This window comes from Roseofilum sp. Guam, from assembly GCF_017746735.1.
GTDB lineage: Bacteria > Cyanobacteriota > Cyanobacteriia > Cyanobacteriales > Desertifilaceae > Roseofilum > Roseofilum reptotaenium.
On the sequence record NZ_JAGHZN010000040.1, the window covers coordinates 1 to 15919 of the forward strand.

The 15919-nt window shown below is 45.4% G+C and carries 14 protein-coding genes; 12 read left to right on the top strand and 2 right to left on the bottom strand.

Annotated elements, in window-relative coordinates:
* Positions 1-108 precede the first annotated feature (108 nt).
* Together J7529_RS16175 and J7529_RS16180 are read right to left on the bottom strand one after the other, a co-directional pair.
* Positions 109-627 (bottom strand): hypothetical protein, encoded by a 519-nt coding sequence (locus J7529_RS16175; protein ID WP_271942807.1) that lies wholly within the window; start codon positions 625-627, stop codon positions 109-111.
* Positions 628-631: 4 nt separating this feature from the next.
* Complete coding sequence (locus tag J7529_RS16180; protein ID WP_318729843.1) at positions 632-1408, bottom strand: hypothetical protein; 777 nt, start codon at positions 1406-1408, stop codon at positions 632-634.
* A 270-nt stretch (positions 1409-1678) separates the two neighbouring features.
* On the opposite strand from J7529_RS16180, the gene J7529_RS16185 reads away from it, so the two are divergent.
* The 12 genes from J7529_RS16185 (at position 1679) to psbF (ending at position 15913) form a co-directional block, all read left to right on the top strand.
* Positions 1679-2479, top strand: a complete 801-nt coding sequence (locus tag J7529_RS16185; RefSeq protein WP_318729844.1) for a tetratricopeptide repeat protein — start codon at positions 1679-1681, stop codon at positions 2477-2479.
* An 89-nt stretch (positions 2480-2568) separates the two neighbouring features.
* Entirely contained in the window at positions 2569-2805 is a 237-nt protein-coding gene (gene rpmB / locus J7529_RS16190) for a 50S ribosomal protein L28 (RefSeq protein ID WP_271942798.1), read from the top strand.
* Positions 2806-3230: 425 nt separating this feature from the next.
* A complete protein-coding gene (gene hpsA / locus J7529_RS16195; RefSeq protein WP_318729845.1) occupies positions 3231-9020 on the top strand; it encodes a hormogonium polysaccharide biosynthesis protein HpsA in 5790 nt (1929 codons plus the stop codon).
* Positions 9021-9052: 32 nt separating this feature from the next.
* Entirely contained in the window at positions 9053-9832 is a 780-nt protein-coding gene (gene hpsB / locus J7529_RS16200) for a hormogonium polysaccharide secretion pseudopilin HpsB (protein WP_318729846.1), read from the top strand.
* A 74-nt stretch (positions 9833-9906) separates the two neighbouring features.
* The gene (gene hpsC, locus J7529_RS16205) at positions 9907-11070 is read left to right on the top strand and encodes a hormogonium polysaccharide secretion pseudopilin HpsC (RefSeq protein WP_318729847.1); all 1164 of its coding nucleotides are present in this window, start codon (positions 9907-9909) and stop codon (positions 11068-11070) included.
* Between the two features lie 36 nt (positions 11071-11106).
* Positions 11107-11850, top strand: a complete 744-nt coding sequence (locus J7529_RS16210; RefSeq protein ID WP_318729848.1) for a prepilin-type N-terminal cleavage/methylation domain-containing protein — start codon at positions 11107-11109, stop codon at positions 11848-11850.
* Positions 11838-12458 (top strand): Tfp pilus assembly protein FimT/FimU, encoded by a 621-nt coding sequence (locus J7529_RS16215; protein ID WP_318729849.1) that lies wholly within the window; start codon positions 11838-11840, stop codon positions 12456-12458. Before J7529_RS16210 ends, J7529_RS16215 begins: the two co-directional genes overlap by 13 nt.
* Before the next feature lie 157 nt (positions 12459-12615).
* Complete coding sequence (locus tag J7529_RS16220) at positions 12616-13773, top strand: citrate synthase (protein ID WP_271942783.1); 1158 nt, start codon at positions 12616-12618, stop codon at positions 13771-13773.
* 258 nt (positions 13774-14031) lie between these two features.
* The gene (locus J7529_RS16225; protein WP_318729850.1) at positions 14032-14394 is read left to right on the top strand and encodes a rubredoxin; all 363 of its coding nucleotides are present in this window, start codon (positions 14032-14034) and stop codon (positions 14392-14394) included.
* A 29-nt stretch (positions 14395-14423) separates the two neighbouring features.
* A complete protein-coding gene (locus J7529_RS16230; RefSeq protein WP_318729874.1) occupies positions 14424-15440 on the top strand; it encodes a photosynthesis system II assembly factor Ycf48 in 1017 nt (338 codons plus the stop codon).
* 60 nt (positions 15441-15500) lie between these two features.
* Complete coding sequence (psbE, locus tag J7529_RS16235; protein ID WP_271942779.1) at positions 15501-15752, top strand: cytochrome b559 subunit alpha; 252 nt, start codon at positions 15501-15503, stop codon at positions 15750-15752.
* 26 nt (positions 15753-15778) lie between these two features.
* Positions 15779-15913, top strand: coding sequence for a cytochrome b559 subunit beta (gene psbF, locus J7529_RS16240; RefSeq protein ID WP_271942776.1), 135 nt, complete (start codon positions 15779-15781; stop codon positions 15911-15913).
* The last annotated feature ends 6 nt before the right edge of the window (positions 15914-15919 follow it).

A 15919-nucleotide genomic window follows, 5' to 3' on the forward strand; every position in this document is an offset into this window, starting at 1 on the left:
ATGATATTATTATAACACAAGGAGCCGGGAAAAAGCCGCCCTTCCAGGGCGTTGCTCTAGACCCAATTTTTCTGGTAAAGTATGCTAACTCTCCTCTTCCCTATCTCCCTATCCCTTACAAACTGATTGGATAAACTCAGCAGCAGTCATTTTTAATTCCCACGTTTTGCCGTATATTTGACCATAACCGATCGCAGTATGGGGCGATCGCCATAACTGCCAGTGATCTACTCCTGGATCGGCATAAAATCCCCCATCTCCTAAACCCAAAAGACTAGAACTACAATGGGTAAAATAATCATGACTGAGGCGATAAATAGGAAAGGGTCCCATTAACACAACACCCCAGGCATCTAGAGCAATTAAGGACTGAATCTGGCCCCCTGCTTGATGCCAGAGCCAACAAGCAGCGATCGCCCCTACTCCTCCAGCGCTATAGCTAATAACCGTGATTTTATACTCACAATTTCTGGGATCTCCGAAAGCGTCCACCCACTCCTTAAACAAGCTCTTTCCATCGAGTGGACACCCAGTTGATCGGATTCTTGGAGCCGGCAGATCCATCACTTCCAGAAACTCATCGGTTAAGGAAGGAGGATGAAATCCTGGACAAATTGCGATCGCCACAACTTCAAGATTCTGAAGTAGATTTTCGGCGCTCCATCCGATTCGGAGGCATAATCTGGGGACGAGGTGAGCCAGAACTCGACAAAATTGGTTTAGGAGGACCGACGCTTCGGTGCTTAAACTGACCCCCTCTTCTGGGGCGACCTGTAGCGCGAGGCGATCGCGGTTTTGTCGATCTAGGCAGTGGTCCTATACATAACGCCTCTTGAATAACCAAATCCGTGCCTTCTCGGGTAACATGGAATTCCCAAAAATGATGAAGTATTTTACCCGTCAAAGCCCCTTTGAGTGTGAGCTTAAACGATCGCGGTTTTTCCCCTTTTTTGCGTGGCGCTTGATTGATCTTAATCTTCACCTCTCCTGTTTGTAGAGAATGGAACACCACTTCTCCCCGAATTGAGAAATAATTATCACCCATCAATGGATGTAAATTTTGTCCAGAAAGCTCAAGTGAATCAAGGGTTTCTGGTTCCCAAACCCCCAATATTTGCGTGTGCAAATTCTCCTCTTTTTCTCGGGTGCGCGGATAAACCACCCAGAGATGCTCGACATCCAAATCTAGATGTTTCTTGATCAAACTCATCATTCTTCCGAGCAAAACCGCATCAATTTCTGTGCCATCTGAAGTGACCAGCGTGCCCTGAGTTAAGTGATCTCCCGAATAATACCGGCCTCGAATTAAGCCGATCGCTCGGTATTGTAAGGGTTCAGAGGGAGCAGGAATGGGTTGACATTGCTGCTCTGAAGATAAGGAAGAAGATGCAAGGATAGAAGAAAACATGCTTGATGAATGGCGAGGGCTAGAGATTGGAGATAGGCGCTTAAACGAAGAACCCCAGCATAAAGCCTAAGGTTATTCTTACGGAAAAGCCCATTATAACAAGGGTTTGATTTCCCATTCTTCTATGCAAGCGGCTACACACTAAATCCGTACTATTTTGAGGGGGAATGGGGAAATGGGGAGAGGGAGAGCGCCTATTGCCTATTGCCTGTTCCCTATTGCCTGTTCCCTGTTCCCTTACAATGAATAGAAGAGTTCAAGGGATTTGGTGTGACGATTAAGCGTAAGAGTTGGGTTCTCAATGCCATTCTGATTTTAGCCGTGGTTGCCCTGTTGGGGGTTTCCACCATCCCTCCCCTCACCGAAGCCTTTCGTGCTTCCACTGCCGCAACGTCCAATGCTTCTCCCACTCCAGTAGTGGAGTCTCGACAAGCGAAATTAGAAGCTCAGGAACGGGGATATGAGTTGGTTTTGGAGCGAGAACCGGAAAACCAAAGTGTGTTGAGGGGATTGTTGGATGTGCGGTTAGAATTACGGGATATTGCAGGCGCGATCGCCCCTTTAGAACGGTTAGTCGAACTCAATCCCCAAGATGTCCAGTATCAAGTCCTGTTGGCTGAAACGAAGAATTATACTGGAGATCCCGATAGCGCTGCTGATATCTATCGCCAAGTGTTAACCCAAAACCCTGGAGAAATGACGGTCTTACAAGGGTTAGTTGACCTTCAACTCCAACAAAACAATCCCCAAGCGGCGATCGGGGTATTAGAAGAGACGCTCACAAAAGCCCCCCAAACCAATGAAATTAAGCCTGGAGCCATCGACACTGCCTCCGTTAAACTCTTATTAGGGCGCGTGTATGCTGACTTAGAACGGTATGAAGAGGCGATCGCCGTCTACGATCAAGCCATAGAAGACAATGAAACAGACTTTCGTCCTCTGCTGGGAAAGGCGATCGTTCTCCAACGCCAAGGGAAACCAGACGAAGCCAAACCGCTCTTCACCAGCGCCACCACCCTTGCCCCCTCCGAATACAAAGATGAAATCGATCGCCTCATGAACGAAGGATAGGGAGATTGCCCATTACCTATTTCCTATTCCCTATTACCAGCGCGTAGCGCTACAATAGGAGATTGCAGCAAAAAAACAAGAGGTCACCCATGTCCCGCACCTGTCAACTCACCCGCAAAAAAGCCAACAACGGCTTTGCCATCTCCCACTCCCACAGACGAACCAAAAAACGCCAAGAAGTTAACCTTCAAACTAAGCGCGTCTGGTGGTCTGAAGGCAACCGTTGGGTTAAACTTAAACTGTCCACCAAAGCCATCAAAACCTTAGAAACCAAAGGCATTCAAGCCATGGCCAAAGAAGCTGGAATCAACCTCAACCACTATTAATCTCCGTAACCCATAGGGGTTTGGCCTGCCAACCCCCTCCCCTACACCTAAGCAAATATCCCCTCAGCCAAGTCGAAGAGCATCCCCAGCCTACCCCAACCGTCTTTACACGGATCGCATTCATAAAGCCCCTGCAAAGGTCATGTAAAATCACGGTTGATGATAAAGAAGAAATTTTGTTAAGACAGAAGGGAATACTATCTAAAACAGGGCCAAACTCATATGGAATCTAGGTCACTTGTTGCGATCGCTCATAGCCAGTGAAACAAAGCAATTTCAACATGTTTGGACATTGCTTCACCTCTGGTCATCATTGCGATCCTTCAGTCAGATTCCATAACGTTTAGGGATGACCCTTTAATGGGGTGTATCTAGGTTTATTGTCCCTCTTGCATCTATCCTCTTCCACGTCTAGGACAGCTTCTATGTCTATCCAACGCCTACTCAGACACCTCCGGAACAGTTTCCTTAACCTAGGGAAAACCCTAACGCGATCGCTCTCCCATTTTATCCAACGAGGATTGCGCTCACTCTTCCAGATCAGTCGTCAGCGACAAGCCGGGTTTGTTCTTCCCACCGTCACCATGGTGATCCTCGTCGTCTCGCTGCTCAGCCTAGCCATGTTGCTTCGCTCTACAGACCGCGCCAAAAACGCTCATAACTTCCGGGTCAATGAAGCAACCCTCAACGCCACAGCCCCAGCATTGGATAGAGCAAAAGCCAAGATCGCCGCTATTTTTGAAGACCCTAACATTCCCAGAGGAACTCCATCCGACACCGCATTTATGGGTGCATTTGGAGATCTAGGCAGTGGAATTGAAAACTATACCTTTGGGGATGAAGTTCCTCTAAAGTTAGTCTTTGATATTGATGGTGATAGCAACACAGGAGAAGAAGATAGTGGTGCAACTAAAAATACCAAGAATGATGAAACCGTAAACACCGCCTGGAAATTCCCAGTTGATACCGACAATAACGGGAAATTTGATAGTTATACCCTCTATACCATTCTCTTCCGCAACCCCACCACTTCAGGTGGCGAATTCACCCGTGCAAGAAACCCCCTAGAAGCCCGAAACCTTCCCATGGAAGGGACGAGTGGCTCCGCATGTGCCAATAATACGGGAGGGGGAGCCAGTTTAGTTGGTGACTCCGACTGGTTTCAGTTGCCGAATGAGCAAAAACTGAAAAAAGCCTTCTTTGTTTATGCCGCCACCGTACCCATTGGTCCAAATGCTAGTGGCGCTTTGCCCACTGGTCTAGATGCCAATCAATATGAGTTATATCCAGGAGGAACTCAAGGATTTTCGGCCCTGGAATATCAACAAGACTGGAGTCGAATTCCCCTAGCCAATAATGCCGTAGTTTACCAAGATGACCTCCTCACCTTTGCCGGTAGCCATCAGTTCTTCAATGGCCGCATTATAACCAACGCTAACCTTATGGTAGGCAAAGGGAAAAACGTCAGGAGCTTCACAACCAAATTTTTCTTGGTTAGTAGTAAATCCTCCTGTTTTTACGATCCAGAAAGCAGCAAAATCATTGTAGGCGGAAATGTAGGCAATAACCGTTATGACAATTTTGCCTTTGCCAATGGGACAGTCCATGTAGATGAACTTCATCTATTTCAGGGAGAAGGAAACGATCCTACAGTCAACACTAACTTTGGGAAAGTAGGTAGCGTTACCACTAAAACCGCAGATGCAAAAAAATCTCTATACAATAACAATGCTTACAATCAACGAATTTCCTATTTAGTCAATGCTGCATTTTTGTTAGGGACAAGTGCTTATCCCAATGAACTTCTAGCTGGGAGACCTCCAGCCGATGTATCCGATCAAGAAGCTAAAAATCACTATACCCAATACTTCAAAAAACTCACTCGCCAAGTCCCTTACATCGAAGTTGAGCCTGGCAATAATGCCCTATTTATTCCCACAATAACAAGTGGAACCGGGATAGCATCCGATGGTTTTTTAGCATCAGTTGACTCAGAAGCCAAAGCAAAAGACTTCTTTAAGCTCTCTCATGCTTCTGAGACAGCCGATAAAACTGGACTCGATCCCCTGCGGCCGCCTCATCAATGGATGTTTCCCGTCGATCCAGGCAATAATGCGACAACCTACATGCAATCGAAAACCAGTAGTGCCAACAAGCTAGAGTTAGAACTCACCCGAATTCCAGCGACCAATCCAGAAGAACTTGATGGTAAAGAAGAGCGGATTGGAGATAGAGTTTTAGTTGGTAATAACCTACCAGAAACGATCTACATTGACGATAGCAGTATAGAAGCTGCATCAAGATTGCTCTCAGGGATAAAAACACAGCAACAGGTTACTGGAGTGAAGTGGCGACAGTCCGGTTCAGCCGCAGACTCAACAGTCGATCGCACCCGACAGTCTCAAGTGGTGCGCTTACCCGACTTAGGTGACCTATCGCGAGATGGACAATGGGAAATTGATGCGGCAACAGCTCCTAAAGATAAGTTTGATAATGTCGGTGGCTTGAGAATTGTCACGGGTACAGGGATTTACTTACCTGGAGCTAATGCCATAAAAACTTCACCCACTCTAGACGAAACAGGTGATGATAAAAATGATAAAAATATCATCATCTGGCCCGATTATTATCCCGTGGCTCAGAAGCATCCTGAAGTGGTGTTCGATCAGGATAATAACCCAGCAACTGAACCGGTATCAGTAGACTCAGCCGCTAACACAACTCGTCCTTATCTGAGGATGCGAGCAACTGTTGTTTACCACCATACTGAACCGTCAAAACCCTTTGCCGAGAATGGTTATAAAGATGGCGATCAAACTCACCAGAGACCCATAGCTTGTATAGCGAACTATTACGATCCCACAGATACCAATAGCGATACCAGTAACTCTAACAATGGCAAGGTTTACTCTTGGAGAAATACTTCAGAAGGAACCTATACCAATATGTTGAAGTATCAGGCGGCCCTTCGCTATCCTGAAGTCATCTATGATGACTCTAGAGCAGATCTGGTAGGAGACCGACGGGTGAATCGGTTACTTTTCTCTGCATTAAACAAAAGTTCCGTTACCGATCGCACTATTGCAGAACAAAGCGCAGTTGAAGCCGCAATTTGTGCCTTAGATATTCTCAATGGTAGTGCAACAGCCAGTACTGCAATTGATGACAATGCCATTAAAGAAATTACCTTTCTTGATGCACGGCAGATTAAAGCCAATGATGTCCATAGCTTACAAGTAACTGGTGGAGCAGGTGGAACCTATACATTAACGAATGGAATGCCCACTCCAGCATTTGAAGTGGGCGATCTGGTGACCATTGAAGAATACCAACGCACTTCTCCACCGCCTTCAACTTCTCCAGTAGATAAGAATATTCCCAAGATTGTTCGCGGACAAATTACTGCCATCAGTGGTGATAACATTACAGTATCTACCACTACTAATGGATCAGTTTATGCAGCTTCTGATCCTTCAATTAGTTCAGATGGAACTGGGTGGATTACTGAAAGCTTAAGTAGTCGCTACGATCTCCCCATCGAAGAACGGTATCCCCTAGAAATTCGCGCCACCCAAATCGATCTCGAGAAGCTCAAACAGAAAACGATTGGCACTTCAACAGATCCTCAAGAATATCTCATACCCAACAGTGGGATTATCTACGCAACTCGCGAAGATGCACTCCCCGATCAAACCGTTTGGGTTGAAGATGGAAGAACTACCTTCAAGCGTACCGGTGATGCAGCACCCGATCTACCCCAAAGTAGTACTGACTTCAAACTCGATCCCACTCGTCGCCCAAATGCCATTCTCCTGATCAATGGAGAGAAACTGAACCGAGGAACGACCAATGATTACCGTCCAGAAGAAAAAGGGTTCATCCTAGCAACCGATCTACCGGTTTACATACAAGGGGACTTTAACAGACATCTTTCAGGTACTGACGAAGTTGAAGAATTTACTCAGAAGTTAAATAAAACAACTTATGCTAACTTCTATACTCGTTCAACCCTCGATCCCAAATTTGCCTGTCGCAAAGGACAACCCGGTTGTAATGGAGATGGAGATACTTGGCGTAGTTCCACTGTTTTCGCCGATGCTTTAACCCTATTATCCGATGATTTTAAATTCGGATATCGCAGCGATGGCAACTATGACCTTAACAATAACCAAGGAGATGCTCGCTCCATCGCCAAACGTCGGCGCAATGGCTTCTACACCAATGACTTTGCAGCCAGTCGTAACTTTACCGATGCCGAGTATAAAGCAAAAGGACCTGGAGACACACCCAGCTCCTACTTCACTAACTTTGTTACCCCAGTTCAGCGTCGGGTGAACTTTCCAGAATACGTGATGGAAATCTGCGAAAAACTCCCCATCTCCGAGTGCGAACCCGATGATTGGCATATCATTGGTATTGATTTGAATGGCAATGGCAATACCAATGATGCGTTTGACGAGTCTAATATTTCCATTGATTTCAATGGAGATGGCGATACTGCCGATACTTTTAAACAGACGATTACAATTGACTTAAATGGAGATGGAGATACCACTGACTCTTTTAGTGAGAATAGCGTTGATATAGATTTCAATGGAGATGGAGATACGGCTGACTCTGTTGATGAATCGAGCCTTGCTATAGACTTAAATGGAGATGGAGATACTGATGATTCTTTTGAGTATTTCGGTATTGACCTCAATGGAGATGGAGATACCACTGACTCTGTAAGTGAATCTGATATTGTTCTTGACTTAAATGGAGATGGGGATACTAGCGATAGTATTGCAGAAACAGCGATTGAAATTAGCCTTGGAGAATCAGGTCTAACTCTCGATCTCAATGGCGATGGGGATACCACAGACACGGGTATTCCCGAAAAAGAGGTAAGACTCAGTAGCTCTGACTGGGTTTTACAGGGAATGCCACGTCCTTTGCTCACCACAGCTCAAGACAATCTAGATAATAAATTTGCTGCTTTCCCTCGCCGTGTTGCATTTTTACGAGATCAAAACCACAAGTTAGTCTTAGAAGCAACCAATAACACTCCTATTGCTTTAGGAATTAAGACGGACAAAGTTACCTACTTGCCCTATGTGGATAATCAGCCTCTAAGTAGCATTGACTTTGGTAGCAATGTTCGATTATTCCCAGATACAAAACTCAATAGAACCGTATCTGTTTTGGAAGCGAGCAAAAAGCTCACTCCTGACAATTTACTCTTAGACTTAACCAGTACTGCTGGTCAAGTCGATCAGGATATTACCAATCAAGATAATACCCTGTGGTTTAGGACAACAGCAACTCCAACTAATCCTACAGACACTAGTGGATGGAGATATCATAGCAAGCGGTTTTTATCTTATCTGAATGATGACCTGTCTGCTAACCCGACAGTGCAACCCCTATTAATCCCTATCCTGCAAATCCATGCAACAGATTCGTCTCCTGGAGCAACCACTGGTGATGCTGGGAGACCGATGGAGGTTAATGGCAGTATTGCCGTCCCCAATGGGACTTTTACGATTGATAGAAACTCCAATAAGGACAGTCGTGATACAGATTGGGTACAACATGCCAAGACGGGCGGAACAACCTTTAATCTGGTCTTTGTGTCAGGAGATACAGCTGGACGACCGGATGAATTAAACCGAAGCTTAGGTAACTTCCCTCGATTTTTAGAAGACTGGAATGGGGTTAATGTCAACATTACTGGTTCGTTTATTCAAAAAGGACGGAGTGTCTATGCCACAGGCCCAACGGATTCAGTTCTGAACTCTAAGTCAACTGTGACCAAGGGAATATATGGAGAACAAATTGGTCTATTTGGTGAAGATCAGTTCTATGCTACGGGTAACGCAAATGGGATTCTGCCCTTCTATAATGCACCCGGTCGCCCTTGGGGGTTTGATGTGGGGCTGTTAACCCAAGCGCCTGACTTGTTTGCCCAACGATTTGCCATCAAAGATGATACTCCTCCCAATGAATTCTATCGAGAAGTGAGGCGAGATGATCAATGGGTGGAAACCTTGCTCTGTGCCGGTCAACCGGACAAGCGCCTCGATCCCGCAAATTCAAATAACACTGTTGCACAACAAGGTGGCTATGACAATGCTGGGGATCCGTATGATAAAGATGTGAAGATCGCTAACAACGCTAGTGTTTCCTATCAATACGCCATCTCTAAAGATCAACGCCCTAGTAGATGTCAATAGTTCACTAACCCTAATCCTTACAAGGCAAACCTATGAAACCCATATTCCGAAAACCGAAAAATCATTCCTTTCCACCTAAAAGTGAGTCCGGCTTTACATTGATTGAATCGCTCGTAGCGGTGGTTATCCTGACGATTATGTTGGTGGGGATAGCGCCAGTAATTGTGCTGGCAACCGCTACCCGCATTCAAGCTCGGCGGGTGGAGGTGGCGACACAAGCCGCTCGATTCTATATCGATGGAGTCCGGGCAGGCAGTTTACCTGCTCCTAATTCTGTGGTTGAACTCAAAGAAGCAGTCGATCCAGCAACTCGGAAATTTATATCTAAACGGGAAGATTTTGCGAAAACAGTTGCGCCTGCACAATCTTCTTTCCCCGCCACTTGTCCTCCAGCTAGTCCCAATGACTACGAGAAGGGAGGATATTGCGAAAATCAAACCCTTGCTAATGCAAAAGAAGCTTCAGCAACGAATGTCAGTTTATATTGCTTTGATGGAGATGACCAGTCAGGATGTCAAGCAAGTAGTCCCAGTGATTTTATTGTCCAAGCTTATCGTAGCGTGACGGATAAGACTCAAGCTACAGCCCAAGGGCAACTCGATCGAGGCTATTTGTTGGGGATTCGGGTTTACCGCGCAGATGCCTTCAAGGATACAGGCACACTGTTAACCCTTCACGCCGATGGTGTCCAACAGCGCTCTTCTGGAGCAACCTTGAATCTGAAAGCCCCTTTATTGGAAATGACCACAGAAATTCAAGGTAAAACCGATAGTACGGTTAATTTTACTACTCGATACGGGGGAGGTGGTTAATGGGTGGAGTGATTGGGATTAATGCTATTTAGGAATATTGGGTTGATTATTGAGTAGGTTTAGGGGCAATACTAATGTTTATGTTACTGAATGCTTGGTTGAAAAGCTGCCATAAGAGACGAAAAAACCAGGGATTTACATTGATTGAATTGTTGGTGGCTTTAGTAGTTGCCTCGATTATAATTAGTAGCTTGCTGGGCTTTATGATTGATATTCTGCGGAAAGATCGTAATGAACAAGTGCAATCGGCAACTCAGCAGGATATTCAAGCAGCAGCCGATTATATCCGCCGAGATTTGGAGACAGCGGTGTATATTTATGATGGAGAGGGACTAAGGGCGATTTCTGGTAATTATAGTACAACGGAATGTAGTAGTCCCGTGTCTCCAGGTTCCTATACACCTCCAGGAAGTTGTAGCCAAATTCCAGTAATAGCTAGTGGAGAAGGAATTCCTGTGTTGGCATTTTGGAAACGCAAGTTTTTAGATAAAGATTTGAACGTTAGTCCTACGTCAGGCGATACAACAGTTGGATGCTTGGTAAAGTTGCCTGTTAGTGGTACCCCATGTAATGACCAAGATTATCAAGTGTATGCTTTAGTGGTCTATTATCTTACCAATGCTAATAATGGCACTTGGTCAAATGCGATGCGGATTAGTCGGGTTGAGCTTCGAGATGGGATTGTGGATACGGGGAGAAATCCTCAAGATAGTACGATTAGTGGGGTTGCCTACGATCTCGATCCTAGTGATGGGTATGCCAATTTCGACCTGTCGATATCGGGAGATAGCGTGCAAGAGAAGATGAATAAATGGCAGAAAACAGCTACAGCCTATAATTTGAGGGATACCCCTATACAAGTATTAGTGGATAATATTGACCATACTGCATTAGGCGATCTGGCTTCGGGTCAATCTTTTCCGAATGCAGTCAATTGTCAGGACGCTTTTCCGAATAAAGATAACCCTAGTCCAGTTCCTACAGGTACAGATGAACCTTGGCAAAGTCCGAATTATGGAGCCAGTGATTTTCCGGCTGCTTTTAATGCGTTTAAGACAGATAGCTTTTTTACTTGTGTTGATTCGCAGGCAGGTGTGGCTCAGGTTTATATCCGAGGCAATGCTTTAGCGAGGATTAATCCAACGAATCCTGAAAAATACAATCCGGATAATAATCGCACAGCACTCTTTTTCCCCACAACAAGTATTCAAATAAAAATCAGGGGAAGAGTTCAGTAAGTTATGGGTTATCAAAGAATTTTAGGGGGAAGGGATATGAAGAGGAAAATTCTACAAAATCAACGAAACTGGAGATCCTTCAGCAGGGCGACAAATGCTTTTAGAGATGAAGAAGGGTTCACGTTAATTGAGTTGATGGTTGTGATTGCGTTGATTGGTATTCTCGGTACCATTGCAGTACCCAATTGGCTGGGTTTTGTGCGCCAACAACGGGTTACTGCGATCAATGATGATGTATCTTTAGCGCTCCAGGAAGCCCAACAGAAGGCCAGAAGTACCAAACTTGCCCAGAGTGTGACGGTGCGGGTGACGAATGAGGGTATTCCGCAAGTTGCCATTCATCCAAAGACGGTTGGTGTGGACACGTTAGATAATGGCAATATTTGGGAAAATTTGGGGTCAGATCGGGGAGTTTCTGGAGATCGGGTGATTTTATTTACGAATCTTTTGGTTAACGATCCGGCTAATAATAAAAATAATAAGAATAAGCTCGATGACAGCATTGCCCAAGATTCTTATCCTCAACCCAAGGGGAATCAAGGCCCAGTTACAATTATTTTTGACCGAGAGGGGAACTTAGATCCTTTAACTGCTCCTAAGCTAACTACTGGTTCTCCTCCTAATGAGGAAGATAAAGGGTTAATTATTGGTGTGGCAGCTCCTCGTGGGAGTAATCCAGCACTGCCTGTGGATAATACGCGGCGCTGTATAATTGTGAGAACGTTGTTAGGATCGATGAAACTGGAGTCTGGCGACAATTGTCAGCCTTGGCGAAGTTGATTGAGGTAAGATTAGTTTGTTTATTACGGGTGCAAATGCTGAACTATCGGGGAAGAGAAGGGGGCTTTACCCTAACTGAGTTGTTGGGGGTTATTGCCCTGATGGGTATTTTAATGGCTATTTCTGTGCCTGGTTATCTTGGCTTTTTGCGGCGGCAAGAGTTGAAGTTAGGGAGAGAAGAGCTTCGCCTCGCCCTCCAAGAGGCTCAGAGTAATGCTAAACGGGATAAATTGGTTTGGCAAGTCAGTTTTCGGAATAACCCCCATCCGCAATATGTAGTGCATAAAGGGTTACCCAGTGGCTCCGATTTGACGGGCTTAAATTGGCAAGATTTGAACCGCAATATCCTGATTATTGATGGGGCAAATCAAAATGAAACCACATTCTATCAGTATACTCGTGGGGTCAATCGGGGGATTTGGCGGAAACAGTTTAATCATGATGGTCATCCCAATGGGCAGTTAGGTAGAATTACAGTTGGGTTGAAAGATAGCAATCCACAGGATAATAACCGGCCTTTACGGTGTGTGATCGTGTCTACGTTGTTGGGAGCGATGCGAAATTCTAATGAACAATCAACCCAGCAGAACGGAAAATATTGTTATTAGACCAAGATAGCCCTGAACTACAAGGGTTCCAGCTCGTAAGCCTCTACTGCTGTGTTGGCTTGTGCGATCATAATTTTTTCCAGAATTGGAATTTTGTGTAAATGGGCATACATTTTCTAAATGGTTCTGGTAATCTGGGACGGTACATTTCACAGGCATGGTAAGTAAAACTATGGCGACAGTCGCTTGTGAGTATAAGCCAGGCTTAGAAGGCATTCCCGCTAGTCAATCGGGCATTAGCTATGTTGATGGGGGAAAAGGGCTTTTGGAATATCGAGGTATTTCCATTACCGAACTAGCCGAGAAAAGCAACTTTATCGAAACGGCCTATCTCCTAATCTGGGGAAAATTACCCACGCAAGATGAATTGGCAGAGTTTGAAGCGGAAATTCGTCATCATCGACGCATTAAATATCGGATTCGGGATATGATGAAGTGCTTTCCCGAAACGGGACATCCGATGGATGCTCTGCAAGCCTCAGCAGCAGCATTAGGCTTATTTTATTCCCGTCGTGCTTTGGATGACCCTCAATATATCCGGGATGCGGTGATTCGCTTAATTGCGAAGGTACCGACTATGGTAGCGGCATTTAAGTTAATGCGTAAGGGTCACGATCCGATTCAACCGCGTGATGATTTGGATTATGCGACCAACTTCTTATATATGTTGACGGAAGAGGTTCCCGATCCGATCGCCGCGAGGGTATTTGATGCCAGTATGATCCTTCATGCGGAACATACAATGAATGCCTCAACGTTCTCAGCGCGAGTCACGGCTTCGACGCTCACCGATCCCTATGCAGTGGTTGCTTCGGCAGTTGGAACCTTAGCTGGACCGCTCCATGGGGGAGCAAACGAAGAAGTCTTGGTCATGTTGGAGGAGATCGGGACAGTGGAAAATGTAGTGCCTTACATTGAAGACTGTATTACCAACAAGAAAAAAATCATGGGCTTTGGGCACCGCGTTTATAAAGTCAAAGACCCCAGAGCCAAGATTTTGCAAGATGCAGCCCAGCAGCTATTTAAGCAAAGAGGTCGCGATCGCTATTACGATATCGCTGTTGAAGTTGAAAAAGTCGTAGAAGATAAATTAGCTCATAAAGGCATTTATGCCAATGTAGACTTCTATTCCGGACTAGTGTATCGCAAACTGGGTATCCCGACTGATCTATTCACCCCCATTTTTGCTATGGCGCGGGTGGCAGGTTGGTTGGCTCATTGGAAAGAACAATTGGGTGAAAACCGGATTTTCCGACCCACACAAGTCTATGTGGGCGACCATGAGACTCAGTTTATGCCCATAGATCAACGGTAATTTACAGGGTAATCCAGTCATTGGATGTTCTCTCTATCCTCTCTATCGGCGCGGGTTGACCTGGATCTGGCCTTTCCAGATTCGGCGGGTTAACCCGATTTTTGTGTCATAGCGGTTTAGAGAATAGGGAATAGGAAAAGCTGAGTGTATCCATTACCAATTATCAATGACTGATTACCAGGGCGTAGCGCTATATGTCATAATATTTAACAGAAATTTTAAGATTTCTATAAAAACTCCCAAAGTTCTTGTAGGGCAATGAGTACCGGATCGTCTGAGACCCCAGAAACATCTAAGTCAACTCCAGAGACGGCAAGCGATCGCTATGAGTGTCGAGCGTGTGGCTATGTCTATGAGCCAAGCAAAGGGGATGGAAAACGCCAAGTACCCCCAGGAACCCCTTTTGAGGAATTACCTGAAGGCTGGCGCTGTCCCGTTTGTGGGGCACAACGCCGTAAGTTTGAAAACATTGGTGCAGGCGTTGTAACATCAGGCTTCGCTGAAAATATGGGCTATGGGTTTGGGGTCAATGGCTTAACCCCCAGCCAAAAGAATCTCCTGATTTTTGGGGGGTTAGGACTGGGATTATTGTTTCTTCTGAGTCTTTACGGTCTACAGTAAAACCCGAACTGGCGGTAAAATCCGGAGTGATGCAATCAATTGTGAAAATTCTGCAACGAGTTGTAACATTAATCGCGGTTGTTCTGCTGTGCGCTAGTTGTAAAAATGCTTATTTACCTTCTGTAGAGTCTAGTCCTTGGCAAGTGATTCAGTTACCGACTGAAGAAACGATTCAGGATGTTGGATTTACAGGCGATCCCAGCCATGGGTGGCTAGTCGGCAGTAATGCAACCTTATTAGAAACCAACGATGGTGGGGAAACTTGGCAACCGAAACCTTTAGATCTTGATACGAGGACTCGGTTGACCTCGGTCAGTTTCAGTGCGGATGAAGGATGGATTGTCGGAATGCCTTCCATTCTAATTCATTCGACTGATGGGGGGACTTCTTGGTCTACGATTCCCCTGAGTGCTAAGTTGCCAGGAACCACAAAAACGATTTTGGCTTTAGGGCCAAACTCTGCCGAAATGACCACAGATTTAGGTGCGATTTATCGCACTGAAGATGGGGGGAAAACCTGGAAGGGTTTGGTTGAGTCTGCGGTAGGGGTGTATCGCAATATTTCGCGATCGCCCGATGGAAAGTATGTCACAGTTTCCGCTAATGGCAACTTCTATTCTACCTGGGAACCGGGTGATTCTGCCTGGGTTCAGCATAACCGCAATAACTCCAAACGCTTACAAAAAATGGGCTTCACCACCGACGATAGATTGTGGCTACTGGCTAGGGGAGGTGCTCTCCAGTTTAGTAATGTGGAAGTTCCAGAAACCCCTGAAGATTGGCAAGAAACCCAAAATCCAGAGTTTGCGAGTAGCATTGGCTTCCTGGATTTAGCCTATCGTACTCCAGAAGAGATCTGGGTATCAGGTGGCAGTGGAAACCTGATTGTCAGCTTTGATGGGGGGGAAACTTGGCAAAAAGACCGAAGCGTGGAAAATGTGCCCTCTAACTTCTACCAGATTGATTTTGAATCCCCCGAAATCGGATTTGTGATTGGCAATGGAGGCACACTCTTAAAATATGACAACTCCACGCAATCGGCCTGATTTTGCGTATGATATAAACTAATGATTCCAATTGTCGTGTTCTAAAGAGGAGAAAAAATCATGGCAGGTGGTTCCACCGGAGAACGTCCCTTTGGGGATATTATTACCAGTGTTCGCTATTGGTTAATCCATGCCCTAACAATTCCCATGTTGTTTATTTCGGGTTGGTTTTTTGTCAGTACCGGTTTGGCTTATGATGCCTTCGGTACTCCCCGTCCGAATGAGTATTTTACTCAGGAGCGTCAGGAGATTCCTATCGTAACCGATCGTTATGAAGGGAATAAACAAATCGAGGAATTTATCGGTAAGTAGTTTTTGAAGCGAGCGATCTGAAAATTATGACAAGCAGTAACCAAAATCAACCTGTTTCTTATCCCATTTTTACCGTTAGATGGTTGGCTGTCCATACTTTGGCAGTGCCTTCTGTCTTCTTTTTAGGCGCGATCACAGCAATGCAATTCATTCAGAGATAGGAAAAA

Coding starts and splice junctions, on each gene's coding strand:
- J7529_RS16225 (WP_318729850.1), top strand. CDS start 14,032: ATGAGTACCGGATCGTCTGAGACCCCAGAAACATCTAAGTCAACTCCA.
- J7529_RS16220 (WP_271942783.1), top strand. CDS start 12,616: ATGGTAAGTAAAACTATGGCGACAGTCGCTTGTGAGTATAAGCCAGGC.
- hpsB (WP_318729846.1), top strand. CDS start 9,053: ATGAAACCCATATTCCGAAAACCGAAAAATCATTCCTTTCCACCTAAA.
- hpsC (WP_318729847.1), top strand. CDS start 9,907: ATGTTTATGTTACTGAATGCTTGGTTGAAAAGCTGCCATAAGAGACGA.
- J7529_RS16230 (WP_318729874.1), top strand. CDS start 14,424: ATGCAATCAATTGTGAAAATTCTGCAACGAGTTGTAACATTAATCGCG.
- J7529_RS16210 (WP_318729848.1), top strand. CDS start 11,107: ATGAAGAGGAAAATTCTACAAAATCAACGAAACTGGAGATCCTTCAGC.
- psbF (WP_271942776.1), top strand. CDS start 15,779: ATGACAAGCAGTAACCAAAATCAACCTGTTTCTTATCCCATTTTTACC.
- psbE (WP_271942779.1), top strand. CDS start 15,501: ATGGCAGGTGGTTCCACCGGAGAACGTCCCTTTGGGGATATTATTACC.
- rpmB (WP_271942798.1), top strand. CDS start 2,569: ATGTCCCGCACCTGTCAACTCACCCGCAAAAAAGCCAACAACGGCTTT.
- J7529_RS16180 (WP_318729843.1), bottom strand. CDS start 1,408: ATGTTTTCTTCTATCCTTGCATCTTCTTCCTTATCTTCAGAGCAGCAA.
- hpsA (WP_318729845.1), top strand. CDS start 3,231: ATGTCTATCCAACGCCTACTCAGACACCTCCGGAACAGTTTCCTTAAC.